This window comes from Kitasatospora aureofaciens, from assembly GCF_001188955.3.
Classification (GTDB): domain Bacteria; phylum Actinomycetota; class Actinomycetes; order Streptomycetales; family Streptomycetaceae; genus Kitasatospora; species Kitasatospora aureofaciens.
Window position 1 is genome coordinate 1 of sequence record NZ_JPRF03000053.1, and the last position, 23,408, is coordinate 23,408.

At 72.9% G+C, this 23,408-nt stretch carries 19 protein-coding genes, 4 tRNA genes and 1 pseudogene; 6 read left to right on the plus strand and 18 right to left on the minus strand.

Features of this window, described 5'->3' with window-relative positions:
* A partial coding sequence (locus tag HS99_RS29830; protein WP_141763846.1) for a PAS domain-containing protein occupies positions 1 to 1,939 on the minus strand: 1,939 nt, incomplete at its 3' end.
* A 178-nt stretch (positions 1,940 to 2,117) separates the two neighbouring features.
* Between HS99_RS29830 and HS99_RS29835 the strand changes: the two genes are divergently transcribed.
* From HS99_RS29835 to HS99_RS29850, 4 genes are all read left to right on the plus strand, one after another.
* Positions 2,118 to 2,208: transfer RNA gene (locus tag HS99_RS29835), tRNA-Ser, on the plus strand.
* A 163-nt stretch (positions 2,209 to 2,371) separates the two neighbouring features.
* Positions 2,372 to 2,447, plus strand: a tRNA-Arg gene (locus tag HS99_RS29840).
* 31 nt (positions 2,448 to 2,478) lie between these two features.
* A tRNA-Arg gene (locus tag HS99_RS29845) sits at positions 2,479 to 2,554 on the plus strand.
* A 426-nt stretch (positions 2,555 to 2,980) separates the two neighbouring features.
* A complete protein-coding gene (locus HS99_RS29850; protein WP_030552006.1) occupies positions 2,981 to 5,773 on the plus strand; it encodes an Ig-like domain-containing protein in 2,793 nt (930 codons plus the stop codon).
* A 60-nt stretch (positions 5,774 to 5,833) separates the two neighbouring features.
* Here the strand turns inward: HS99_RS29850 and HS99_RS29855 are convergent, their stop codons facing one another.
* Complete coding sequence (locus HS99_RS29855; RefSeq protein WP_030278465.1) at positions 5,834 to 6,790, minus strand: aldo/keto reductase; 957 nt, start codon at positions 6,788 to 6,790, stop codon at positions 5,834 to 5,836.
* A gap of 154 nt (positions 6,791 to 6,944) precedes the next feature.
* On the opposite strand from HS99_RS29855, the gene HS99_RS29860 reads away from it, so the two are divergent.
* Positions 6,945 to 7,148 carry a hypothetical protein gene (locus HS99_RS29860; RefSeq protein WP_030278467.1) on the plus strand — a complete coding sequence of 68 codons (204 nt, stop codon included), beginning with the start codon at positions 6,945 to 6,947 and terminating at the stop codon, positions 7,146 to 7,148.
* Positions 7,149 to 7,202: 54 nt separating this feature from the next.
* Here the strand turns inward: HS99_RS29860 and HS99_RS29865 are convergent, their stop codons facing one another.
* From HS99_RS29865 to HS99_RS29900, 9 genes and pseudogenes are all read right to left on the minus strand, one after another.
* The gene (locus HS99_RS29865; protein WP_030552004.1) at positions 7,203 to 8,216 is read right to left on the minus strand and encodes an endo alpha-1,4 polygalactosaminidase; all 1,014 of its coding nucleotides are present in this window, start codon (positions 8,214 to 8,216) and stop codon (positions 7,203 to 7,205) included.
* A gap of 22 nt (positions 8,217 to 8,238) precedes the next feature.
* Positions 8,239 to 8,934, minus strand: a complete 696-nt coding sequence (locus HS99_RS29870; RefSeq protein WP_030278471.1) for a spherulation-specific family 4 protein — start codon at positions 8,932 to 8,934, stop codon at positions 8,239 to 8,241.
* Positions 8,931 to 9,848 (minus strand): NAD-dependent epimerase/dehydratase family protein, encoded by a 918-nt coding sequence (locus HS99_RS29875; protein ID WP_046386938.1) that lies wholly within the window; start codon positions 9,846 to 9,848, stop codon positions 8,931 to 8,933. The genes HS99_RS29870 and HS99_RS29875 overlap by 4 nt, the downstream gene beginning before the upstream one ends.
* Positions 9,849 to 9,973: 125 nt before the next feature.
* Positions 9,974 to 10,675 (minus strand): annotated as a pseudogene (locus HS99_RS29880) (nucleotidyltransferase family protein); the annotation flags it as partial.
* A gap of 73 nt (positions 10,676 to 10,748) precedes the next feature.
* Positions 10,749 to 11,741 (minus strand): SDR family NAD(P)-dependent oxidoreductase, encoded by a 993-nt coding sequence (locus tag HS99_RS29885; RefSeq protein WP_030278478.1) that lies wholly within the window; start codon positions 11,739 to 11,741, stop codon positions 10,749 to 10,751.
* 98 nt (positions 11,742 to 11,839) lie between these two features.
* Positions 11,840 to 13,384: a hypothetical protein gene (locus tag HS99_RS29890; protein ID WP_030278480.1), complete on the minus strand. Its 1,545-nt coding sequence runs from the start codon at positions 13,382 to 13,384 to the stop codon at positions 11,840 to 11,842.
* The gene (locus HS99_RS45365; RefSeq protein WP_157846550.1) at positions 13,381 to 13,530 is read right to left on the minus strand and encodes a hypothetical protein; all 150 of its coding nucleotides are present in this window, start codon (positions 13,528 to 13,530) and stop codon (positions 13,381 to 13,383) included. The genes HS99_RS29890 and HS99_RS45365 overlap by 4 nt, the downstream gene beginning before the upstream one ends.
* Positions 13,527 to 15,041, minus strand: coding sequence for a GT4 family glycosyltransferase PelF (pelF, locus tag HS99_RS29895; protein ID WP_046386937.1), 1,515 nt, complete (start codon positions 15,039 to 15,041; stop codon positions 13,527 to 13,529). Before pelF ends, HS99_RS45365 begins: the two co-directional genes overlap by 4 nt.
* A gap of 114 nt (positions 15,042 to 15,155) precedes the next feature.
* Positions 15,156 to 17,444: a hypothetical protein gene (locus HS99_RS29900; RefSeq protein WP_063737960.1), complete on the minus strand. Its 2,289-nt coding sequence runs from the start codon at positions 17,442 to 17,444 to the stop codon at positions 15,156 to 15,158.
* Between the two features lie 415 nt (positions 17,445 to 17,859).
* Here HS99_RS29900 and HS99_RS29905 point away from each other — a divergent pair, with 415 nt between their 5' ends.
* Positions 17,860 to 18,747: a tyrosine-protein phosphatase gene (locus HS99_RS29905; protein WP_050366690.1), complete on the plus strand. Its 888-nt coding sequence runs from the start codon at positions 17,860 to 17,862 to the stop codon at positions 18,745 to 18,747.
* A 14-nt stretch (positions 18,748 to 18,761) separates the two neighbouring features.
* Here HS99_RS29905 and HS99_RS29910 read toward each other — a convergent pair whose 3' ends face one another.
* The 7 genes from HS99_RS29910 to HS99_RS29935 form a co-directional block, all read right to left on the minus strand.
* A complete protein-coding gene (locus tag HS99_RS29910; protein ID WP_030278488.1) occupies positions 18,762 to 19,679 on the minus strand; it encodes an RNA polymerase sigma factor SigF in 918 nt (305 codons plus the stop codon).
* 145 nt (positions 19,680 to 19,824) lie between these two features.
* Positions 19,825 to 20,670 carry an RNA polymerase sigma factor SigF gene (locus HS99_RS29915; RefSeq protein ID WP_370863317.1) on the minus strand — a complete coding sequence of 282 codons (846 nt, stop codon included), beginning with the start codon at positions 20,668 to 20,670 and terminating at the stop codon, positions 19,825 to 19,827.
* Between the two features lie 270 nt (positions 20,671 to 20,940).
* Positions 20,941 to 21,234, minus strand: a complete 294-nt coding sequence (locus HS99_RS29920) for a Dabb family protein (RefSeq protein ID WP_030278492.1) — start codon at positions 21,232 to 21,234, stop codon at positions 20,941 to 20,943.
* A gap of 12 nt (positions 21,235 to 21,246) precedes the next feature.
* A complete protein-coding gene (locus HS99_RS45370) occupies positions 21,247 to 21,411 on the minus strand; it encodes a hypothetical protein (RefSeq protein ID WP_167344920.1) in 165 nt (54 codons plus the stop codon).
* Positions 21,412 to 21,859: 448 nt separating this feature from the next.
* A tRNA-Ser gene (locus tag HS99_RS29925) sits at positions 21,860 to 21,946 on the minus strand.
* A 100-nt stretch (positions 21,947 to 22,046) separates the two neighbouring features.
* The gene (tadA, locus tag HS99_RS29930; protein WP_078866975.1) at positions 22,047 to 22,574 is read right to left on the minus strand and encodes a tRNA adenosine(34) deaminase TadA; all 528 of its coding nucleotides are present in this window, start codon (positions 22,572 to 22,574) and stop codon (positions 22,047 to 22,049) included.
* Positions 22,575 to 22,624: 50 nt separating this feature from the next.
* On the minus strand, positions 22,625 to 23,182 hold the full coding sequence (locus HS99_RS29935; RefSeq protein ID WP_030278496.1) for a tRNA adenosine deaminase-associated protein: 558 nt from the start codon (positions 23,180 to 23,182) through the stop codon (positions 22,625 to 22,627).
* Positions 23,183 to 23,408: the final 226 nt, after the last annotated feature.

Genomic DNA, 23,408 nt, shown 5'->3' on the forward strand with positions numbered 1-23,408 from the left:
CACGTTCACAAGCACAGTATCCACCATCCTTACGGGGGAACCACAGGTGGGGTGGCATTGACAGCGGGCGGCCGCGGCGGCCGCGGCGCTCGGCCGGGGGCTCCTCGGTGGGCGCCTGCTCGGCTTCGGGGGCGCGGGCGGGCCGTTCGTCGCCCGGGCCGTCCGGTCCGCTCGGTCCGGCCGGGGCGCCGGCGGCGGTCGGGGTGCTCCCGGTGTCCTCGGCGACGTCGCCGCTGCTGGGCAGCGGGGGGATGCCCGGCAGCTCGGGCAGGACGGCGCTGTCGGTCTCCTTGGGCCGGTCGGAGCGGCCCTCGGCGGACGCGCGCTCGGCGGCGGCCTTCGCGGCGACCGGGTCCAACGGCAGCTCGACCACGTACGTGGTCCCGGCCTTGCCGGGCAGCTCGTGCGGCTGGAGCACGCCACCGTGGCGCTCGACCACCGCGCGGGCTATCGGCAGGTGGACGGCGCTGCCGCCGATGCCGGGACCGCGGATCTCGACCCGGGCGACCTCGCCGCGCTGGGCGGCGGCCAGGACGACGGTCGGTGGTTCGGCGGGCGTGGCCGGGGTGGGCGGGCCGCCCAGTCCGGGCGTGGTCAGGCCGGGGACGGCCAGACCGGGGGAGGGGGCGACGGGCGGGTCCAGCGAGAGGCCGGTGCCGCTGACGTCGGCGACCAGGTGGGCCAGCGCCTGGGCGAGCCGCCGCTCGTCGGCGATCACCTCGACCGCGGCGGCGTGCACCGAGAAGCGCACCCGGCCGGGGCCGACCAGCTCGCCGGCCTCCTCGACGGCCCGGCGGACCACCTTGTCCAGGCCGACCGGCACCCGCTGCTCGGCCTGGCGCCCGGTCTTGCCGTCCTTCGCGTCCCTGCCCTCGGCCGGCCCGTTCTCGCCGGCCTCGGAGCGCTGGTGTTCGAGCACCCCGTCGATCAGCTTCCCGAACCGGCGGCACTCGTCGGCGAGCCGGCGCAGGGTCCAGTTGGCCTCCGGCCAGAGCTGTCCGGCGGGGTCGGCGGCGAGCCGGTCCAGCCGCTGGTTCAGCGCGCTCAGCGCGCCGCCGAGCTCGCTCTCCAGGACGGCGGTGAGGTGCTCGTTGCGGGCGATCAGGGCGAGTTCGCGGCTGCGGTCGGTGAAGGTCATCACCGCGCCGACCAGCTGGTCGCCGTCCCGGACCGGGGCGGTGGTGAGGTCGACGGTGACCGGGCGGCCGTCCTTGCGCCACAGCACGGTGCCGCGCACCCGGTGCTTGCGCCCGGAGGTCAGGGTGTCCAGCAGTGCGGACTCCTCCAGCGCCAGCGGGGTGCCGTCGGCCCGGGAGTGCTGGATCAGCGGGTGCAGTTCGCGCCCGCCCAGCTCGCTCGCCCGGTACTCCAGGATGTGCGCGGCGGCCGGGTTGACCAGGACGCAGCGGCCTTCGAGGTCCACGCCGAGCACGCCCTCGGCGGCGGCCCGCAGGATCATCTCGGTCTGCTTGTGCTGGCGGCGCAGCTCGGCCTCGACGCCCAGCCGTCCGGAGAGGTCGCGGACCAGCAGCAGGAGCAGGTCGGAGGACGAGGAGGCGCGGGGGCCGTCGCGGTAGGGGTCGTACGGGGAGCGCCCGTAGCCCTCGCCGCCGTCGGTGGCGAAGTCGTTGCCGGAGACCTCGACCGGGAAGGTCGTGCCGTCGGTGCGGTGGGCGGTCATCCGGACCGGGCGGTCGAGGGCGTCGCCGTCGCGGGTGGCCGGGCGCATCGAGCCGGGGATGCGGCTGGGGTCGAACTCGGGCAGCAGGCCGAGCACGCCCATGCCGACCAGCGAGGTGCCCGGCGCCTGCAGCGCCTGGACCGCCGCGCTGTTGGCGTCCACGACGGTGCCGTTGCTGTTCACCAGCAACAACGCGTCGGGCAGGGCGTCGAGTATGGCGTCGAGGCGAGCAGCGCCTCGGATCGGCCTGCTGCTCACGTCGACAGGTCTCCTCGGCTCAGGGCAGCTCCTCCGGAGTCGGCAGTATCTCATTCTTCTTTGCGGCGGGGGCGACCCGCCTAGTAACGTTGGCGGTGGTTGGTGCCGAGCCCCACGGTTGTGGCATCATCACTGACACACGGAACGGGTCCGCTTCGCGCGGGTGCGGTCCATGTGGGGAGGCTTCGCCTAGTCCGGTCTATGGCGCCGCACTGCTAATGCGGTTTCGGGGTTATTCCTGATCGAGGGTTCAAATCCCTCAGCCTCCGCAGCCGGGAGCCCCGTCGACGATCTTGTCGGCGGGGCTCTTCTGCATGTCCGGGGCGTGATCGCCAGCCGGCCCGGAGGGGCCGGATCAATCGATTTCGTCCTACGTCGCAGGTCATGTAATGTTGTCCCCGCAACGCCCCGAGGACAACGTCCACAGGGCGAGCGCTCATAGCTCAACGGATAGAGCACTTGACTACGGATCAAGAGGTTGCAGGTTCGAATCCTGCTGAGCGCACCAAACTCCGCAAGATCGGGTTCGCCCGTTCCTTGCGCTCATAGCTCAACGGATAGAGCACTTGACTACGGATCAAGAGGTTGCAGGTTCGAATCCTGCTGAGCGCACCAGCGAGAAGCCCCCGGCCACCGGCCGGGGGCTTTTCCGTTTTCCCGGCCCCGGCCCCTCCGTGACGCGGGTCACCCCGGGTCGGTGCGGTTGATCATCCGGGACGTCGCCGGCGGCCTCGGTCATGATCCGGGCGATCACGAGGTACGCCTGGTCGGACGCCGGTGTCCGGCGAATCGGCCGGAGTCCCCGGTTCTCGGCCGTTCCGGCGGTCCGGTCGTTCGGGCGGGATCCATCGCCGGCCAATGGGTGGAACACAGCCGTTCGGGTGCATCCCGTTCTGCTGTCGGGAGGGCTGCCGAACGGGTGGGACGCGGCCGGAACGACAGGTGTCGCGGTATGACCGGTCCGGGGTCGTGGTTCCGTTTTGTCGGATCTTGTGCCCGGACTGCCCGCCTCCCCGGCAGCCGACCGTGAAGGAGGGCCGGATGGGCCTACGGTTTCCCCGCACGGCAGCCGCCCTGGCCGTTCTCACGGTCGGAGCGCTGACCGGCTGGAACGCACCGTTCTCGGCCGCGCAGCAGTCCCCTGACGCCTGGTCGGGGGAGCGCCGGGCGGTGCTGCCGTCCGGGCTCGCCGTCCGGTTCGACTTCGCGGCCGCACCCGGTACGGGCGTCAACGCCGGGCCGGGCCAACTGGCGGACCGTTCCGGAGGGGGACATTCCGCAATGGTGTACGCGGACGGAATGTACCCCGGCGACCCGGCCCAGACCTTCGGAATCACCCCCGACCATCCGCAGGCGGACGGTTCCTGGCGCACCGTCGGTACTCTTCGGCTGGGTTTCTCCCGGCCGGTCCGCAATCCCCGGCTGCACCTGAGCGGACTGGCCGCCGTGGCCGCCGGGAAATCCGGCACCACCAGCACCGCGGTCCGGCTCTCCCTCACCGGCGGCGCACCGGCGGCCCCCACCCTGGTCCGCCGCACCGACTGGCCCGGCTGGACGGTCGACGGCGACTCGCTCGCCCCCGACGGGGCCGACGGCTCCTCCGACGGCACGGCCGGCTCCGCCGCCGAAGGCACCCTGGAACTCGCCGGGACGGTCCGCACCGCGGTGTTCCGGATCGAGCAGCGCTGCACCGCCCGGGCGGGTAGCGCCACCGCCCCGCCCGCGCTGCGCCAGGCCTTCACCGTCACGGTGGACGAGGACCTCGGCACCGCGCCGCAGTCCTACGGCAACGCCTCGCACGTGGTCTCCGACCTCTTCCTGGGCGCCGACGCCACCACCCCCTCCCATCGGGACCGGTCCCGGCCCGGCGGCCCCGCGGACGGCGAGCCGATGGTCGAGCTCGACCACGGCGCCGTGCGGCGCGGCAACCCCTTCACCCGCCCCGCCGGCAGTCAGCCGCCGCCCAGGCTCCGGCCCGGCCGCGGTGAGTACCAGGGCGCCGACCCCTCGATCGGCTTCCCCGACGAGGCCGCGGTCGGCCACTACTACCGGCTCAGCGTCCCGGTCGCGGTGGGCGACCAGCCCGCGACCCTGGCCGGCTGGATCGACTTCGACCACAACGGCCGGTTCGAGCCCGCCGAGCGGGTGCAGACCGAGATCCCGGCCGGCGCCGACACCGCGACCCTGGAGTGGACCGTGCCGCCCGGCGCAGCCTCCGGCGAGACCTGGGCCCGGCTGCGGATCGGCCGCGACACCAGCCAGCTCGTCCCCTCCGGCGGCTTCGCCGACTCGGGGCAGGTCTCCGACCAGCGGATCAGGCTCACCGTCGGTGCGGCGCGGCCCGAGATCGCCGAACCGGTCGACGGCACCGTACTGGCCGACGCCCGCCCGCAGGTCCGCGGCGAGGGCGCGGTTCCGGGTGCGTCGGTGGAGGTCCGGGAGGGCGACAGGACGCTGTGCAGGGCCGGGGTCGAGCGCGGCGGCGACTGGTCCTGCCGGCCCGCCGGGGCGCTCGCGGCCGGGGCGCACGGCCTGACCCCGGCGGAGACCACCGGCGGGGGCGTGGTGCTGCGCGGCGAGACCGTCAAGGTCACCGTGAAGACCGCCCCGCCGGCCGCGCCCCTGCTCACCCTCCCCACCCACACCAACGATCCGGCGCTGCGGCTCACCGGCACCGGCGAGGCGGGCAGCACCGTCTCGGTCGGCGACCGGACCACCTCCTCCGACCTGTGCAGCGTTGCTGTCCGGCCGGACGGCGCGTGGTCCTGTCTGCCGGTCGAGAACCTGGCGGACGGCACCCACCGGCTCACCCCGACCGCGGTCGACGCGGCGGGGAACCGGACGGTGGGGCAGCCGGTCGCGCTGGTGGTGGACACCGTGCCGCCGGACAAGCCGGTGCTCGGCTCGCCCGCCCCGGGGGAGGTGCTGCGGGTCAGCCGGCCGAAACTCGCCGGGCGGGCCGAACCGGGGGCGGACGTGCTGGTCACGGCGGCTGCGAGGGCGGGTGCCGGGCCGGGGGACCGTACGGTGCTGTGCGGGGTGACGGCGGCGCTGGACGGGAGCTGGAGCTGCACCGCCAACCGGGACCTGGCGGACGGGGAGCAGTGGCTGACCGTCACGGTGACCGACCCGGCGGGGAACGGAGCCGCGGCGGACCCGGTACGGGTGCGGGTGGCGGCCGCGGTGCCGACCCCGGCGGGGCCCAGCCCGAGTGCCCCGGTTGCGGCGACCGGCGGTTCGGCCCTGCCGTCCCGGCCGGCTCCCGCTTCCACTCCCGCTGCTACGGCGGTGGTTGGGGCGGGCGCGGGTGTGGGTGCGGGCGCGGGTGCGAGTGCGACGGCGTCGGTGGCGTCCTCGCCGAAGCCCTCCGGCCCGACCGAACTCCCGGAGGTCCGGCCCGTTCCGCCGGGGCTGCTGCCGGTCGTCGTCCCGCCGGTGGTGCCGTCCGTGCCCGTTGTACCCGCGGGCTCTGCCCCGTCGCCGCGTAGCGCCGTTTCGCTTCCGGACGCCGCCTCCACCGCCGGGCCCGCCGCGGCCCCCGCTCCGCAGGGCGGGCGTCCGGGCCGGGTGGCCGAGCCCCCGGCGGCCGTGGTGGTGGCGGCCGGTCGGCCCCGCAGGCACGGCCTGCTCGCCGGGGGCTGCTGGTGCTCGCCGGAATCGGGCCGATCGCCCGCCGGGTGTCCGCCCGTGGATCCGGCGTCCGGCGGCGCTGAGCTGCGCCGACCGCCCCGACCATCCGTTGATGTGCCTGCGCGGGCGCCGCGGCCGGGCAGGGCCGTCCGGGTGTCGACGCCCAGCCCGGGCTACTACCCGACCCACTTCGGGCGGCCGTAGCCGCGGAGCACGACCGGGCCCCCGGACAGCGGCGTGCTGTCCGGGGGCCCGGTCGTGTGCTCAGGCGGAGGCCTCGTCCAGCAGCGCGGTCTGCGCAGGGGTGAGCTCCAGCGTCGCGCCGGCCAGCAGCGGGGGCAGCTGGTCGACGGTGCGGGCGCTGGCGATCGGGGCGGCGACGGTCGGGCGGGCGGCGAGCCAGGCCAGGGCGACGCTCGCGGGCTCGACGCCGTGGTCGGCGGCGACCGAGTCCAGGGCGTCCAGGACCTTGGGGCCGCGCGGCTCGGCCAGGTAGCGGGCGGCGCCCTCGGCGCGGGCGCTGTCGACGCCCGTGCCACCCGGGCGGTACTTGCCGGTCAGGAAGCCGGAGGCGAGCGCGTAGTACGGCACGGTGGCGAGGCCGTGCTCGGCGACCACCTCGGCCAGCGGGCCCTCGAAGGTGGCGCGGGACACCAGGTTGTAGTGCGGCTGGACCGCGACGTACTTGGTCAGGCCCTCGCGCTCGGCGAAGGCCAGTGCCTCGGCGAGCCGCTCGGCGGAGATGTTGGAGGCGGCGACCGCCCGGACCTTGCCGGCGCGGACCAGCTCGTCCAGGGCGGTCACGAACTCCTCGACCGGGGTGTCGTCGTCCCGGTGGGTGTAGTACAGGTCGATGTGGTCCACGCCCAGGCGGCGCAGCGAGGCCTCGGCGGCGGCCTTGATGGTGGCCGCGCCCAGGCCGCTCGCCTCGGGGTGCAGGCCGACCTTGGTGGCGATCACGATGTCGTCGCGGTTGCCGCGGGTGCGCAGCCAGTTGCCGATCACCGTCTCGGACTCGCCGCCGGTGTTGCCGGGGGCCCAGGCGGAGTAGAAGTCGGCGGTGTCGACGAAGTTGCCGCCGGCCGCCGCGTAGGCGTCCAGCACGGCGAAGGACTGCTGTTCGTCGGCCGTCCAGCCGAAGACGTTGCCGCCGAGGGAGAGCGGGTGGACGGACAGGTCGGAGGTGCCGAGGCGGACCCGGCTGTGGTTTCCGGTGGTCATGCCCGCAGTCAACCCGCTTGCGCGGCAGTGCATTCCGTCGGTCACGCGGATTTCACGATCCCGTCGTGCCGCTGTCGCACGCCCGGGTGGTCCGTCGGGCGGGAGAGGGGTCCGGGGTGTGCCTGAGGTGGGCGGATTCGTTAGAGTCCGTGCCATGGCTGACAACGACTACGACCCCGCCGGTAGCACCCAGATGTTCCGGGCGTTCGTCGACGAGAGCCCGGCGCGTCAGGCACCGGGTTCCGTCTCCACCTACGGCAGCAGCAGCAAGAGCGGCGGTCGCACCGGCGTGATCGCGCTGGTCGCCGTCGTCGCCCTGGTCGTCCTGGGCGCCGTCGTCTGGCTGGCGGTCAAGTGACCCTCGCGCGGGTGGCTCCGCTCCGAGCCACCCGCGCGACGGGAGAGTCCGTCCTCAGCAGGGCTTGCGCCAGGCGTTGAGGTCGAGCTTCTTCTGCATCGAACTGAAGCCCAGCGCCTTGGTCTTGGCGCAGAACTGGTCCGTGTCGAGCTTGTACTCGACGTGGAAGACCGCCTTGCCCGCCTTGACGAACGGTGCGACGCGGTCGCACTCGTCGAACTGCGAGCACTCCTCGTTGACCGCGAAGTCGAAGTCCGGCAGCAGCGCGGGGATCTGGTCCAGGTCGTTCTTCAGGCCGATGGCCAGGCCGCGGTCGTGCGCGAGCTTCGCCAGCATGCGGTTGTACGCGAGCTGGTCGTCAGGGGTGAGCGGGAAGCCGCTGTTCTGGTTGTAGGCCTCGATGGTGTCCGGCTCGATGGCGTCGAAGCCCTTGCTCCTGCACATGTCGAAGCGGGCTGCCATCAGCGGCTTCAGCTGGTCGAGCTTGCGGATGTCGAACCACTTCTCGCCCTTCCAGCCGGTGTCCGAGCCCTGCAGGGCCTTGGCGAAGGCGGTGGAGTCGGGGCGGAAGTCCTCCCAGGAGCCCGCGTTGATGTAGCAGATCACCTTGCGGCCCTTGGCGTGCAGCGCGGCGACCACCGAGGCGTCGTTCTCGAAGCCGTCGATGTCGTAGACCGGTACGTCCACCGACTGGTCGACGGTGCCGCCGAGCTGCCACTGCCAGGCCAGGCCCGGGGTGGGCTGCCAGCGGGCGCCGGCCGGGGGCTGGGCGGTGCTGCCGGGCGGGGTGGTGGTGCCCGGGGTGCCCGGGGTGCCCGGGGTGTTCGGGGCGGTGGTGGTGCCCGGGGTGCCCGGGGCCGAGGTGGTGCCGGGGGCGCTGGGTGTGCCGGGGGTGGCGGAGCCGTCGCCGGGGGTGCTCGGCGCGGTGGCCGCGGGCGAGTTGCTCGGGGTGCCGTCGGCCGGGTCCTGGTCGTCCTCCGATCCCGAGCTGCTGCACGAGCTGACCAGCAGGGCGGTGACGGTGGCGAAGGCTATGGTGGCCGGCAGCAGCCGGTTACGGCGGTTCACGGTAGTCGAACTCCGGATCGGGTCAGGTCAGTTCAGCGGCGGTGAGACCGTAGGGCAGGGTGCGCCAGGGGTTCTCCCCGGCGCCCGGTACGGCACAGCCGACGCCGGCTCGCCGGGCGGTGATCAGTGCGGCGGCGTCCTGGGCGGACTCGGCCGGGACGTCGTAGACCAGGTGGCAGAAGCGGGAGGCCGCGTGGCGGCCGGTCCACAGCGGCAGGGTCATGGCGCGGTACGCGTCCCAGTCGCCCTCGAAGGTGACCAGCAGGTCGGCGAGGCCGACCTCGGCGTACCCGGGATCGGGGTGCTCGCCGTGGCCGAACACCACGGTGCCGCAGCCGGCCGCCCGGGCGGCCGTCGCGAGCCGTCGGTAGTGCGCCAGCGCGCCGGGGTGGGTGGCGACCTGGTCGAGGTACACGCCGGTGATGCCGTGCCGCTGGCGGTACGTCAGGATGTCGGCGACCACCGCCGCGTGCGGCCTGCGGCCGTAGTCGGTGTCGGCGTAGCCGACCAACGGCAGTCCGGCCGCGCGGAGTTCCTCGGCCGCGTCGGCGAAGACGTGGTCCGGCACCTCGCCGGGACCGTCCGCGAGGTTGAGCACCACGGCGGCGATCCGGGCGGGGTCGGCGGCGGCGACCGCCTGCCAGGCCGCCGGGTCCACCGCGGGGTGGACGTACAGCGGCACCAGCAGGCGGCCGTCGGGGGTGGTCCCGGCGGTCATGCGACCACCGGGGTCGACGCGGGCCCGTCGGTGTCGAGCCACAAGTCGCGCAGGGTGTCGGCGAGGACGGTCTCCGGGTGCCAACCGAGTTCCCGGGCGGCGGCCGACACGTCGGCCTGCTGCCAGGAGACCCCGGCCGAGCGCTCGGAGCCCGCTCCGCTCTCGTCGATCCGGCCGGTGAAGCCGGACGCCGCGACCAGGCCGTCGGCGATCGCCCGGACCGGCTGGGCCCGCCCGGAGGCGAGGTTGAGCACCCGGGGGAGCGGACGGTCGGCGGAGACGGCCAGACCGACCGCCCTGGCGATGTCCCGGGCGTCCACGAAGTCCCGGTAGGCGGAGAGGTCCCCGACCGTGACCACGCCGTCGGCGCCCTCGGGCGCCACCCGGCGCAGCTCGGCCGCCAGCCGGCCGGGCAGCGAGCCCGCCGGGGCGCCCGGGCCGACCGGGTTGAACACCCGCAGCACCACCGCGTCCAGCGGGGAGCCCGCGACCGCGAGGGAGCCGGCCAGCTTGGTCGCGCCGTACACGCCGACCGGGCGGGCGTCGGCCTGCTCGGTCAGGGACTCGCCCTCCGCGCAGACGCCGTACTCGCCGGCCGAACCGATGTGCACCAGCCGGGCCTTCGGGGTGCCCAGGGCGAGGGCCTCGCAGAGCACCGCGGGACCGCGGGCGTTCACCTCGGCGAGCTTGACCGCGCTGCCGGCCACCGCGCCGGCGAAGTTGACCACCACGTCGGGGGCCAGCGCGGCCAGTTCCTCGCCGAGCGGGCCGGCCTGGGCGGTGCCCAGGTCCAGCCGGAGGTCGTGAGCGGGCCGCCGGCCCGCGGTCAGCACGGTGGCCCCGGGCAGCGACCGCAGGACGGCGGAGGCGTGACGGCCCAGGAAGCCGTCGCCGCCGAGCAGCAGGATTCTCACGCGGCCCGTCCGTCGCTCTCGGCGCCCACGGCGGCGGGCTCCTCGGCCGCGTCGTCCGGGGCGGTGCGGGAGGCCGGGACCGGCAGTTCCGCGACGCCCGGCACGGTGGCGGCCGACTCGAAGGGCATCAGGACCGGGCGGATCGACGAGAACTCGGCGTTCGCCCGGTCGTAGTCGTCCGGGCGGCCGATGTCCAGCCAGTAGCCGCCGAAGTCGTAGGCGGCGGGCGGGGTGTCGGCGGCGAGCAGGTCGAGTACCAGCTCGTCGAAGCCCAGCGGGAGGCCCGGGGTGTACTTGGCGAGCGCCGCGCGGGAGACTCCGTACACGCCCATCGAGACCCGGTAGTCGATGCTGGGCTTCTCCTGGAAGCCGGTGATGGTGCCGGAGTCGGTGGTCAGCACGCCGAAGTCGATCTTCACCTGGCGGGCGTAGGTGGCGATGGTCAGCGGGGCGCCGGACGCCTCGTGGTGCTTGAGCACCCCGGCGAAGTCCAGGTCGGTGAGGATGTCGCCGTTCATCACCAGGAAGTGCTCCGGCAGCCGGTCCTGCATGGTGAGCAGCGGACCCATGGTGCCGAGCGGGCTGTCCTCGACGGCGTAGCCGACCCGCAGGCCCCACTGCGAGCCGTTGCCGACGTAGGCGCGGATGATGTGGCCGAGGTGGCCGATGGCCAGGGTGACGGTCTTGAAGCCCGCGGCGGCGAGCTGGCGCATCACGATCTCCAGGATCGCGTGCTGGTCGCCGATCGGGACGAGCGGCTTGGGAAGCGCGGTGGTGTACGGGCGGAGGCGGACGCCCTTACCGCCGGCCAGGATCACTGCGTGCATGGTGTTTCCCCCACGGAAAGGATGTGTAGGACACGAATCCCGGAGACCAGGACGAGCATGATCGTTACGGCGGTCAGACGTTGTAGATGTCGGTCTTGTAGCGCGCCAGGTTGGCCGGGTCGCGGAAGAACTCGATGGTCTGCTCCAGGCCCTGCTCCAGGCTGAACAGCGGGGCCCAGCCGGTGGCCTCGCGCAGCCGGGTGGCGTCCGCGACCAGGCGCATGACCTCGGAGTTGGTCGGACGGATGCGCTGCTCGTCCTCCTTCACCAGCAGGTCGACGCCCATCAGCTTGCCGACCAGGGTGACCAGGTCGCCGACCGAGATCTCGCCGCCGGTGCCGGCGTTGAAGGTCCGGCCGACCACCGTCTCGGCGGGCGCGGTGCCCACCGTGCGGAAGGCGTTGGCGGTGTCCTTGACGAACATGAAGTCGCGGGTCGGGCGCAGGTCGCCGAGGGTGATCTCGGTCTGGCCGGCCGCCACCTGGGCGATCACGGTCGGGATGACGGCGCGCATCGACTGGCGCGGACCGAAGGTGTTGAACGGGCGCAGGGTGACGACCGGGGTCTCGAAGCTGGCGTGGTAGCTGTCGGCCAGTCGGTCCCCGCCGGCCTTGGAGGCGGCGTACGGGGACTGGGTGTTGATCGGGTGGTCCTCGGTGATCGGCACGGTCTGCGCGGTGCCGTAGGTCTCGCTGGTGGAGGTGTGCACCAGACGCGGGATCTCCAGGTGGCGCACCGCCTCCAGCACGTTCAGGGTGCCGGTGACGTTGGTGTCCACGTACGAGTGGGGGGCGCGGTAGGAGTACGGGATCGCGATCAGAGCGGCCAGGTGGTAGACCGCCTCGGTGCCCTTGACCAGGCCGTTGACCGAGCCCGGGTCCCGGACGTCGCCGAGCACGATCTCGACCGAGTCCAGCACCTCCGGGGACAGGGTCTCCAGCCAGCCGAAGGAGGAGAAGGAGTTGTACTGGACCATCGCGCGGACGTGGTGCCCGTCGGCGACCAGGGTCTCGACGAGGTGGGAGCCGATGAAGCCCTCGGCTCCGGTAACCGCGACGCTGCTCATGCGGATTCGCTTTCTCGATTTCGGGAGCGGCCGAACGTCCCGTGACAGTCGGCCGATGGTGTTCTCGGTGGAGGCTGGCACTCAGCGGGGCTGAGGTGTCAGCGGTGTTGGGTGGTGCGGCCGAGCGCGGGCCCGGCGGTGGCGGTGAGGACGAGTGCGGCCGTCCCGCAGCCGATCAGCTGCAGGACGATCGGGTCCGCACCGGTCAGCAGCCCGACGCTCTCGGCGACCGCGGCGGCCAGACAGATGAGGGCGGTGCTCCAGCTGAACCCGAAGGCGTTCAGCAGCAGCGCCAGCCAGAGCGAGCCGCCCAGGAGCAGCATCGCGCCGAGCTGCGGCACGCCGAGCGACGGGGCGCCCGGCCACAGCACGGTCGCGGCGGCGTCCAGCGCGGCCACGGTGGTGAGGTAGATGAACAGGCAGCCGAGCAGGATTCCGCCGGTGCGGCGGGTGAACTGCCCGGTGGTGTGGCTGGTGCGCAGTGCGGCCACGGCCATCGCCCGGTAGCGGAACAGCAGCCACTCGGCGAGGCCGAGACTGAGTGTCAGCGCGATCATGGCGGGGCCGGTCGGGGTGGTCTTCACCTCCGCCACCGCGTGGGCGTGCCCGGGGTGGGCGTGCGCCACGTGGGAGGCGGCGTGCACGGCCTGGTGGATGGTCTCGCCGAGGCCGGCGATCAGCGTGAGCGCGCCGCAGGCCAGTCCGAACAGCAGGTGCGGGACCTCCTGGCGGATCGGCAGCCTGAGCTCCACGCCGTCCCGTTCGCCGCCGCGGGCCGCGACCAGGAGCTCCCGGACGGCCAGGCCGACCGCCAGCGCCACCGAGGCGAGCAGCACCACCGTACGGACCAGCTCCGGGACGTCGACCGCCAGCACCACGCCCGCGCCGACCGAGGCCGGGGCGAGCGCCAGCAGCAGGAACTTCTCCCGTCCGAGCACCAGCAGGGCGGTGGCCGCGGCCAGGTAGCAGGACTGCCCCGCGGCGAACCACAGGGCGCCGAGCGGTCCGCCGACCACGTACGCGGCGGCGGAGGCCAGCAGCGCGCCGATCGGCGCGCCGATCGCCAGGCAGACCGCGGCCTCCCGGCGGCGCAGCCGGCCCAGCCAGCGGTACGCCCGGTGCGCCAGGGCCTGGTTGAAGCCCCAGCTGACCAGCGTGGCGATGGACAGCGCGAGCATGCCCGAGGGAAGCCCGAAGCGCATCCGGGTGGTCGCGAACAGGTTGGCGCCCAGCAGGTAGCCGAGTCCGGGCAGGGCGAACACCAGGCCGCGCACCACGCAGCGCCAGGGGTCGGCCCGCCAGGGGTTGGCGAACTCGGAGCTCGGGCCGGGGTAGCGGCGCTCGACCTTCTCGAACAGCTCCTCGGCGACGGTGAAGGCGTCGGGGCGGCCGTACAGCAGGGCGGCCTGCTCGTCGGAGAGGCCGTCGGACTCCAGGAAGGCCGCGATCTCGTACGGGTGGACGGCGTCGGCGCAGATGTCGCGCAGCCGCTCGGCGAGCTCGTCCAGCGGGTCGTCGGACAGGCCGAGCTGCTCGGCGGGGTCGGGCTCGGCGGGGCGGCGGCGCTTCAGCGGCAGGGTGCGCAGCTGCATCGTCCGCTCGGAACCGCCCTCGTCAGGGACGAGGCGTATCGGACCGCTCATGCGCCCACCTCGCTGCGCTCGGCGGCCGCTTCGCGGGACACGCACCTCTCGATGGCTCGCTCGCTTCGCTCGCTCACGCCGCCCACCTCGCCGCGCTCGGCGGCCGCTTCGCGGGACACGCACCTCTCGATGGCTCGCTCGCTCACGCGCCCACCTCGCTGTGCTGGGGCGGCACGGCGGTCAGCCGCGGTTCCCAGTCCGGGCTGGGGACCTCGTCGGTGACGGCGACCACGCCGCCGGGCATCCAGCGGGCAGTGCCCAGGAGCTCGGTGTAGATGCCCCGGAAGCCGTCGATGTTCTGGCGGAGCGTGAACTGCTCGATGACGCGCAGCCGGGCCCCCTCGCCGAGCCGGGCGCGGCGCGCGGGGTCGCGCAGCAGCTCGATGGCGGCGGCCGCCATCGGCTCGGGCTCGCGCGGCGGGACGACCAGCCCGGTGTCGCCGACCGCCTCGCGCACGCCGCCGACGTCGGTCGAGACGGTCGCGCGGCCGCAGGACATGGCTTCGATCAGGGTGAACGGGAAGCCCTCGCTGATGCTGGAGAGCATGACCACGTTGCCCGCCGCGTACGCGTCGGTGATGTCGGCGACGCGGCCCTCGAAGGCCACCGAGTCGGCTACGCCGAGCTCGGCGGCCAGGGCTATGCAGCCGTCCCGGTACGCCTCGCCGCCCTTGGGGGTGCCCCCGAAGAGCCGCAGCCGCGCCTCGGGGATCTCACGGTGGACGATGGCGAAGGCCCGGATCAGCGTCTCCAGGTCCTTGATCGGGTCGACCCGGCCGGCCCAGCTGAGGGTCGGCGTCTCGGGCTCCGGCCCGGCGGGCGGGAAGGCGGCCGGGTCCACGCCGTTGTAGACGGTGCGGATGTGGGCGGAGGGGGTGCCGCCGCGCTCCTCCCAGCGCCGGTTGTACCGGTTGCCGGGGGTGACCAGCGCGGCCTGGCGGTAGCTCTCCTCGGCGAGCATCCGGTAGAAGCCGAGCAGCAGCGCCTTGACCGGCCAGCGGTACGGGCCGGTGCGGTAGCCGAGGTAGCGCTCGCGCAGGTAGATGCCGTGCTCGGTGAGCAGGAACGGTACGCCGTACTGCTGGGCGGCGATCAGCCCGGGCAGGGTGGCGAGGCCGCCGCTGGCCGCGTGGGCGACGCCGTCGGTGGGCGGGTTGACCGAGAGCGGCCGCAGCGCGTGCTCCAGCAGGTCGGTGGCGTTCAGCGCGTCGTGCAGGGTGGGCCGGGACACCGCGGTGGGCAGGTAGTCGCGGGTCCACACGTGCTGGAGGGTGCGCAGGGCGCGTTCGCTGCGCAGCGCGGGGCTGAGCAGGCCGCGCCGGGCGAGGTCGGCGAAGCCGTACAGCTCGGTGCCGAAGTGGGTGGTGTAGACCGGGTCGAGGATGGAGTGCAGGAAGCGCTCGTACGCGTTGAGGAAGCGCCGCATCTCCTTGCCGCGCGGCGGTCGGGCCTCCGAGGCGGGTCCCCACAGCGGTGCGGTGGTGACCGACCGTACGTTGGCGGGCAGTTCCCAGGCCAGTGGTTCCTGGCCGGTCCCGGTGACGGCGACGATGTCGAAGTCGACGTCCGGCATGCCCTGAACGAGCTGGTCGCACCAGACGCTCACACCGCCGTGCTGGTGCGGGTACGTCCCCTCGGTGAGCAGGGTGACGCGCATCTCCTGTCCCCCCTCCTGTTCTTGCGTCGTTTGTCCGTCCTGGGTGGCCGGAGCGGGAGCCGTGGCGGGGCCGGGCCGGGCGACCGGCCCGACCCCGCCAAGGGGTGTTGCGGGTTACTGCTTGCCGGAGTGCTGGGCGCCCTTGCCCTGGACGGCGGCCTTGCCGGGCACCGGGATTCCGCTGCCGGGCACGAGGGACTTGGCAGCGGGCTTGCGGGTGGTGTCGCCCGGCCCCGCCGGGACGGGGGTGGCGACGCCCTGCGGCACGACCTTCTTGTCCGCCGGCGCCGGTGCCGGGACGGACTTGGCCGCGACGCTCGGCGCGACGGCGGCCGGGGCGGCCGGCGCGGCGGCGGCCGGGAGCTGCAGGGTGACGCTGCTCTGCAGGGAGCCCGGGGACGCCCAGCCCGAGAGCGTACCGGCGTAGGCCGAACCGAAGGCGGCCGTACCGATGGCCATCTTCTGAGCAGTTCCGGTCGGCATGGTGGCCTGGATCTGAACACCGGCCGGCGCGCTGACGGTGACGGTGTTGCCGATCTTGTACGCGGTGACCTGGCCGGAGGCGAGGGCGTTGTTCCACGCCGCGCGCTTCTGGAACTCCTGGCCGATCTCGCGCTCACCGAGGTTCACGATCGGGGTGCTGTCGGCGTAGAGCGAGCGGTAGGTGCCGAGGACCTTCTCCAGCACCGGGTACAGGATGCGGCCCTCGGAGAGGTTCGACTGGTGCACGAAGTGCGGGCGCGGGTCGTTGTTCAGCACGTGGCCGAGGTCGATCCGGGCCTCGAGCGGCACGATGTACGACTGGTAACCGGTGGTGGTGTCCAGCGGCGCGGACAGGCAGGTGGAGTTGGCGTTGTTCTCGCAGACGCCGCTGCCGCCGTTGGCCTTGCTGGTGTAGATCCAGTTGTACTCGTCCGTCTCCTCCTGCGCCGAACCGGCGTTGTAGAAGACGTTCATCGGGTACCGCGGCACGGTCAGCGTGGACGAGCCGACGGCCCGCTGGGCGGGCTCGCGGGAGGCGTCGCTGCCGGTGAACCTGATGCCGTTGGCGGCCAGCGCCGGCGCCAGGTTCGGGTTGTCGCTGGTCTCCTGCGGGGCGGTGAGCAGACCGGAGTGCTCGCCGGTGACGAGCACCTGCGGGTCGACCTTGAGGCCGTTGGCGGTGGCCCAGTCGAAGTTCTGCTTGATCTGGGTGGAGATGGTGTTCTGGTCGGTCCAGACGGTGTTGCCCGAGGCGTCCTTGGTGCACTTCCACGGCACCACGCTGACGTCCTGCACGCAGCCCAGGTAGGGGTGGGTGTAGGTGTGGTTGACCCAGCGGTAGCTGTTCTGGTCGGAGATCATCTGGCTGGCGGTCGGGTCCACCGTGGTCTGGTGGTCGGACTTCCAGTCCTCGCTGCCGCCGCCGTTGAACACCATGTCCAGCGTGAAGTTGTTGGCGGTCTGCCACTGCTTGAGGTACTGCGCGTCCGCCTGGGTCATCCGGATCGGGTTGGCGGTGTCCGGGGTGCCGGGCGGGCAGGTGACGTCACCGGGGGTGCACTTGAGCACGGTGTCCCAGCGGTCGTCGGCCAGGAACACGTCGTCCACGTGGGTGGCGAAGTAGTTGCGGTCGTAGCCGAGGTGGACGCCCTGGGTGATCCAGTCGACCATGCCGCGGGCCAGCAGCCGGTACTGCTGCTGGTACTGGTTGTAGACGAACGTGACGACCAGTTCCTTGCGGCCGTCGTGGGTGTACTCGCCGACCAGCGAGCCGCGGCTGGTCGTGCCCGGTATCGCCGCGTCGACCAGCGGGACGAAGGAGGCACCGGTCGGCAGGTTGGCGAGCGGCGTCGCCAGGTAGCCGTAACTCTCGCTGACGTTGGGGTCGTTGTCCTCGAACGGGACGCTGCCCTTGAGGTACCCGAACGGACCGGAAGTCCCGGCCGTGGTGGTGGCCGCCTGGAATCCGTCGAGGGTGCCGACGAATCCCGGATTCTGGGCGTAGTTCAGTCCGACCGCCGGACTGGCCCACGTGTACGCGTCGATCTGCCGGACGTTGAAAGCGGCTTCGTACGTGGCGATCGCCGTCATCTCGGCGGCGCTGTTGGGGAAGGGGTTTTCGTTGGGCAGCACGATGCCCTGGTACTTGCCCCGGGGGAGCCCGTTCACCGTGTCGCTCAGGAAAGCCGAGTTGATCACGGGACGGTTGGGGTCATTGAGACTGACGACCTTGTACGGCGTGCCCTGGCTCTTCAGCTCGGCGGTGATCGCCGCGACGGACGGACCCCCGTCGTCGATGACCAGGACGGTGAGGTCGATCCTGGGCGGCGTGGTGTCGCCGTGGGCCAGGGTGGTCTGCAGGCCGCTGGCCAGCAGAACTGCCGCTGCGCAGGCGGCAACTCTTCGGGTCGTTTGACCCATGTCTGATCCTCCCCTTGGGCAGGCCCCGCGCTGCTCGGCGCTCGCCTGCCCGTGTAGCTGTTCGCGGGCAGCAGGCTGCCCGGCGCCCATCCTGGTCGAGCGTCGACGGTGCGAGGGACCAATTGGGCGAGAGTGCAGCGAACCTGTTACCAACGTTCATGGTGAAGCCATGGAGGCGCTGATTGTGACCGCAACCGGACCGCCCGCGCAAATAATGAATTGAAAATGAAAAACCGGAAGCCGAGTGCTACAGCTGGTTACCGACTGTGCGGCTCACACGGATCCGTGGGGCACCTACACTGTCGTCGTTGCGCCTGACACTCTTGCACATCATGTCGCTGCAATGGGCAGGTTCATGCAATATCGGGCACCGCTGTGCCATGTGACAGTTCGAATTTGCAATGGAGGCTCGCGGGTGACCGATGGGCGGATCGCATCCGAGCGAATCGGGGACGTACGGAATGCGCTCCCGAAGCCGGGCCGAGCGGTCCTGGTCGGGCGCAGTCTCGGTCTGCGCGGCGCGGTCAACGCTCGCGACCTGGGTGGCTACCGGACGGCCGGGGGGCGGGTGGTGCGCGGTGGCGTCGTCCTGCGCAGTGACGGCCTGAACCGGGTCACCGCCGAGGACGTCGACCCGCTGGGCGCGCTCGGCCTGCGCGCGGTGGTCGACCTGCGCAGCTCCGACGAGATCCGCGAGGCCGGTCCTGACCTGCTGCCGGACGGCGTGACCTCCCACCACCTTCCGTTGCTGGCAACGGACTTCGACATCAACACCACGCTGCGCGGCGCCCTCTCCGACCGCAGCGCGCGCAAGCAGCGCGGCCTGCTCGGCAACGGCCGGGCGGCCGCGATGATGACCGGGCTCTACCGCTGGTTCGTCACCGACCCGGTGGCCCGCGAGCGCTTCGCCGCCCTGCTGCGGCTGCTGGCCGACCCGGGCGGCGTGCCGCTGCTGTTCCACTGCTCGGCCGGCAAGGACCGCACCGGCTGGGCGGCCGCGCTGGTGCTGACCGCCCTGGGCGTGGACCGCGAGACCGTGCTCGCCGACTACCTGCTCACCAACGAGCGCTCCGCCGCCGTGGTCGAACGGGTGCTGGAGGACTTCGGCAGCCGGGGCCTGATGCGCGAGCCCGAGCTCCTCCTGCCGGTCTTCCGGGCCGACCGCGGCTACCTGGACGCGGCCTTCGCGGAGGTCGAGGCCGGCTGGGCCGGCTTCGACGCCTTCTGGCGGGAGGGGCTCGGGCTGGACGAGGAGGTACTGGCCGGACTGCGCGCCAACCTGCTGGACGGCGGGACGGACTAGGGCCTGCCCGGCGGTCAGCCCTCGCTGATCAGCCCCTCCCGGAGCTGGGTGAGCGTCCGGGTGAGCAGCCGGGACACGTGCATCTGGGAGATGCCGATCTCCTCGCCGATCTGGGACTGGGTGAGGTTGCCGAAGAACCGCAGCATGATGATCCGGCGCTCGCGCGGGGGCAGCTTGGCCAGCAGCGGCTTGAGCGACTCCCGGTACTCCACGCCCTCCAGCGCGAGGTCCTCGTAGCCGAGCCGGTCGGCCAGCGGCCCCTCGCTGTCCTCCTCGCCGGGGCTGGAGTCGAGCGAGCTGGCGGTGTAGGCGTTGCCCACCGCGAGGCCCTCGACCACGTCCTCCTCGCTGACCCCGAGGCAGGCGGCCAGCTCGGCGACGGTGGGGGAACGGTCCAGCCGCTGGGACAGGTCGTCCCCGGCCTTGGTGAGTGCCAGCCGCAGCTCCTGGAGCCGGCGCGGCACCCGGACCGACCAGCTGGTGTCCCGGAAGAAGCGCTTGATCTCGCCGACCACGGTCGGCATCGCGAAGGTGGGGAACTCCACCCCGCGCTCCGGGTCGAAGCGGTCGATCGCCTTGATCAGGCCGATGGTGCCGACCTGGACGATGTCCTCCATCGGCTCGTTGCGGCTGCGGAAGCGGGCCGAGGCGTACCGGACCAGCGGCAGGTTGAGCTCGATCAGGGTGTCGCGGACGTAGGTGTGCTCCTCGCTGCCGGGCTCCAGTGTGGCCAGCCGCAGGAACAGCGAGCGGGAGAGTGTCCGGGTGTCCAGCCCGGAGCCGGGCGGTGCCTCGGCGGGCGTCCCCTGGGCGGGTGCCCCCTCGGTGGGCACCCCCGGGCCGACCCGTTGGAGCGGGATCCGGTCCTCGGCGACCGCCGTGCCCTTGGCCTGACCAGCGTGGATCTCCGCAGTGCCCAGCTCTCCGGACATGCACCCACCCCCTTGTGACTGACAGTTGAACGGGGGCCGTCGCACGGAGGTTCCCGGCGGGGGCCCAACCCCCTCCATACCGGAACACGGCCCACGGCAAACCCGAACGTCGCGAGTTGTCACACGGGGGTAACGCGCTGCAACCTCACTCTTCCCAGGAGTTGCCGGTCCGAAGCCTCGTCAGGATCCGGGAGAGCAGCCGGGAGACGTGCATCTGGGACATCCCCAGCTCGGTGCTGATCTGCGACTGGGTGAGGTTGGCGAAGAACCGCAGCATCACGATCCGCCGCTCCCGTTCGGGGAGTTGCACCAGCAGGTGGCGGACCATGTCGCGGTGCTCGACCTCGGCCAGCGCGGAGTCCTCGTAGCCGAGCCGGTCCAGCAGGGCGAGGCCGCCCTCGTGCTCCTGGGCGGCCTCCAGGGAGGCCGCGTTGTAGGCGCGCCCGGCGTCCAGGCAGGCCCGGACGTCCTCCTCGGGGATCCGCAGGCTGGCGGCGATCTCGGGCACCTTGGGGGCCCGCCCGTGCAGTACCGTCAGCTCCTCCATGGCGCCGCTGACCTGCACCCACAGTTCCTGGAGCCGGCGCGGGACGTGCATGGTGCGGACGTTGTCCCGGAAGTAGCGCTTGATCTCGCCGAGGATGGTCGGCAGCGCGTAGGTGGGGAACTGGACGCCCCGGGTCGGGTCGAAGCGGTCGATCGCGTTGATCAGACCGATGGTGCCGACCTGGACGACGTCCTCCATCGGCTCGCTGCGGCTGCGGAAGCGGGTGGCCGCGTAGCGGACCAGCGGGATGTTCACCTCGATCAGCGCGGCCCGGACCCGCTCCCGCTCGGGGGCGTCCGGGGGCAGCTCGGAGAGCCGCTCGAACAGCACCCTGGTGAGCGTCCGGACGTCCACGGCGGGCCGGCCACCGGGGCCGCGAAGCCCGTCCGGGCGGAGCTCGCCGGCCGGGCTGATGATCGCCGCCAGTACCTCGTCCACGGACACGTCACCCCTCCCATAGTCGACAACGGCGGGCCCTGCGGATCGGGTGTCGCTGGCTGGTTCACACCTCGCCATGTCCGGCAAAACCGGTCATAGCATCACAAGGTGGGCGCAGGTCGGGCAAGCACCCGGTGGAGGTGTGTTGGTGGGGTGCCCGAACTCCCCGGCGCCCGCCGGCGAGGCGCCGCACGGGTCGTTCCCGGACAGAGCAGGACGCCCCGCCCGGAGGCCGGGCGGGGCGACGCGGGCCGTCCGGGGGACGGCCGGGCGGGATCAGACCTCGATGTCGGCGATCACCCAGGTCGCGAACTCGCGCCACTGGCCCGCCGCGGCCTGGTGCGCGGGGTGGGTCAGGTACGCCTGGAGGGACTCGCGGTCCTCGACCAGGCTGTTGATCGCGTAGTCGTACGCGATGTCGCGCTCGGTGGTGTTCCAGCCGCACTCCCACTCGCGCAGCTCGGGGATCAACGAGCCGAGTTCGGCGAACGCCTCGGCGCCGGCGAGCGCGCGCTGGTCGTCCTTGGCGACGCCCTCGTTGAGCTTGAAGAGGACGAGGTGGCGGATCACGATGGCCGCTCCTTACTTGATCAGACCGGTCATGAAGGTACCGACCGCCTTGGCCGCGTTCGAGATGCCCTCGAAGCCCAGCTGGACGAGTTCGGCGGACCGGGCCGGTGAGGTGATGATCGAGTAGAGCACGAAGATGAGCAGGAGGACCATGCCGATCTTCTTCGCCTGCGCCATCGTGACCTTCCTCCCTGCGGTGGGCCGCCGTCATCCGGGTCCCCGAGCGGCCCTGCAGGGCAGCTTATCCACCGGACGGGCTATCAAGTGTGCGGCGCGTTGGCCCGGCGGGACGAAGGTCCCCGCGAGTGGGGCCTTTCTCCGGGTGCCCCGCCGTCGGCCCGGCGGCAGGATAGACGGCGTGCCCGGGGTCTGGCAGGAATCCCCGGCATGTGGATCCGGAGTTCCCCGCTGTGGGACCGGCCGTCGCGGCTCCCCCCCGGACGCGGCACCGGTTGTGGGACTCCGCCGGGGGAGCGGTCGGCCCCCCGAGCCGCTCCCCCTCCAGGCTCCGTACGGGCCGGGCCGTGGTGGTCACGGGCCCGGAGTGCGGGGCCCTTTCCGCGTCCGGGGGTGCGCGCAAACGCCGAGGGCCCGTCCGGATCGGACGGGCCCTCGGGCTTTCCAGCGGTAGCGGTGGGATTCGAACCCACGGTGGAGTTGCCCCCACACACGCTTTCGAGGCGTGCTCCTTTGGCCGCTCGGACACGCTACCGAGGGGAACTCTACCGGACGGGTGGCGCGGTCACGAAATCCGTTCCCGGGGGCGGCTCGCCGACGGGAACGGCGGCGTGGTCGGCGGCGGGATCACGGGATCAGCGGTGGGTGTCGAAGAAGGCGCGCAGCTGCTCGCCGCACTCCTCGGCGAGGACGCCCCAGATCACCTCGGGCCGGTGGTTGAGCCGGCGGTCGCGCATCACGTCGAAGAGCGAGCCGGCCGCGCCGGCCTTCTCGTCGAGGGCGCCGTAGACCACCCGGTCGATCCGGGACAGCACGATGGCGCCTGCGCACATCGTGCACGGCTCCAGGGTGACCACCAGGGTGCAGCCGCCGAGCCGCCACTCCCCGGCCTTCCCGGCGGCCTGCCGGATCGCGACCACCTCGGCGTGCGCGGTCGGGTCGCCGACCGCCTCGCGCTCGTTGTGGCCGCGCCCGAGCACCTCGCCGTCCGGGCCCAGGACGAGCGCCCCGACCGGGACGTCCCCGGTGGCCGGCGCCAGGGCGGCCTCGGCGATGGCGAGGCGCATCGGCGCCGCCCAGCGGTCGCGGACCGGGTCGGGGCGGACGGGGGCGGGCAGTGGGGGGACGTACGGGACGGTCAGCGGGGTGGATGCGGGCTGCATGGCATCCAGTGTCGGGCATCCGGTGGTGGACACCGGCCTGACCGGTGCCGCTACCGGACCGCCTCCAGGACCTCGCCGCAGCCCAGCGCCTCGGCGATCTCCTCCAGGGCGTCGCCCGGCACCGCGCCCTCGCCACTGAGGGCGAGCAGTTCGTCGGCGGCCAGGCCGAACTCGGTGAGCAGGTGGGCGTCGCCCAGCGGGCCGACCGGGACGCCGCCGCGGCCGTCCGCGTCCTCGTCGTCCTGCTCCTCGGCCTCGGCCTCCTCGTCCAGCAGGTGGTCCAGGTCGCCGAACTCGCTCTCGCCGGCCTGGTCGACCAGCTCGTCGGTGAGGACGGAGCCGTAGGAGCTGCGGGCGGCGGCGGCGCCGTCCGACACGAAGATCCGCGGGTCGTCCTCACCGTCCACCCGGACGATGGCGAACCAGGAGTCCTCCTGTTCGATGAAGATCAGGACGCTGTCGTCGTCCTGGGCGGAGCCGCGGGCCAGGTCGGCCAGATCGGCCAGGGTTTCGACGTCGTCGAGCTCCGTCTCGCTCACATCCCACCCGTCCTCGGTGCGAGCAAGCACTGCAGCGAAGTACGCCACCAGGGACACTCCCAAGATCATCGGTCTCGGCTGTCGGCGCGCTCGGGCGACGCGAAAATCTGGCCGCCCCCGCGCCAGAGGCGGTCCGCTTGTTCGGACCGTCCCATCGGAATCGTGACAGAAAGCCCGCCCTTGCGGGGGCTGTTCGGCAGCGCGTCTTTGCAGGTCGTGTCGGAAGGGCCGGGCGGCCGGCGGCCGAGCCGGGCCGGGGCCCGCCGACGCCGGTCGAATTTTGGCCCGAACGCCT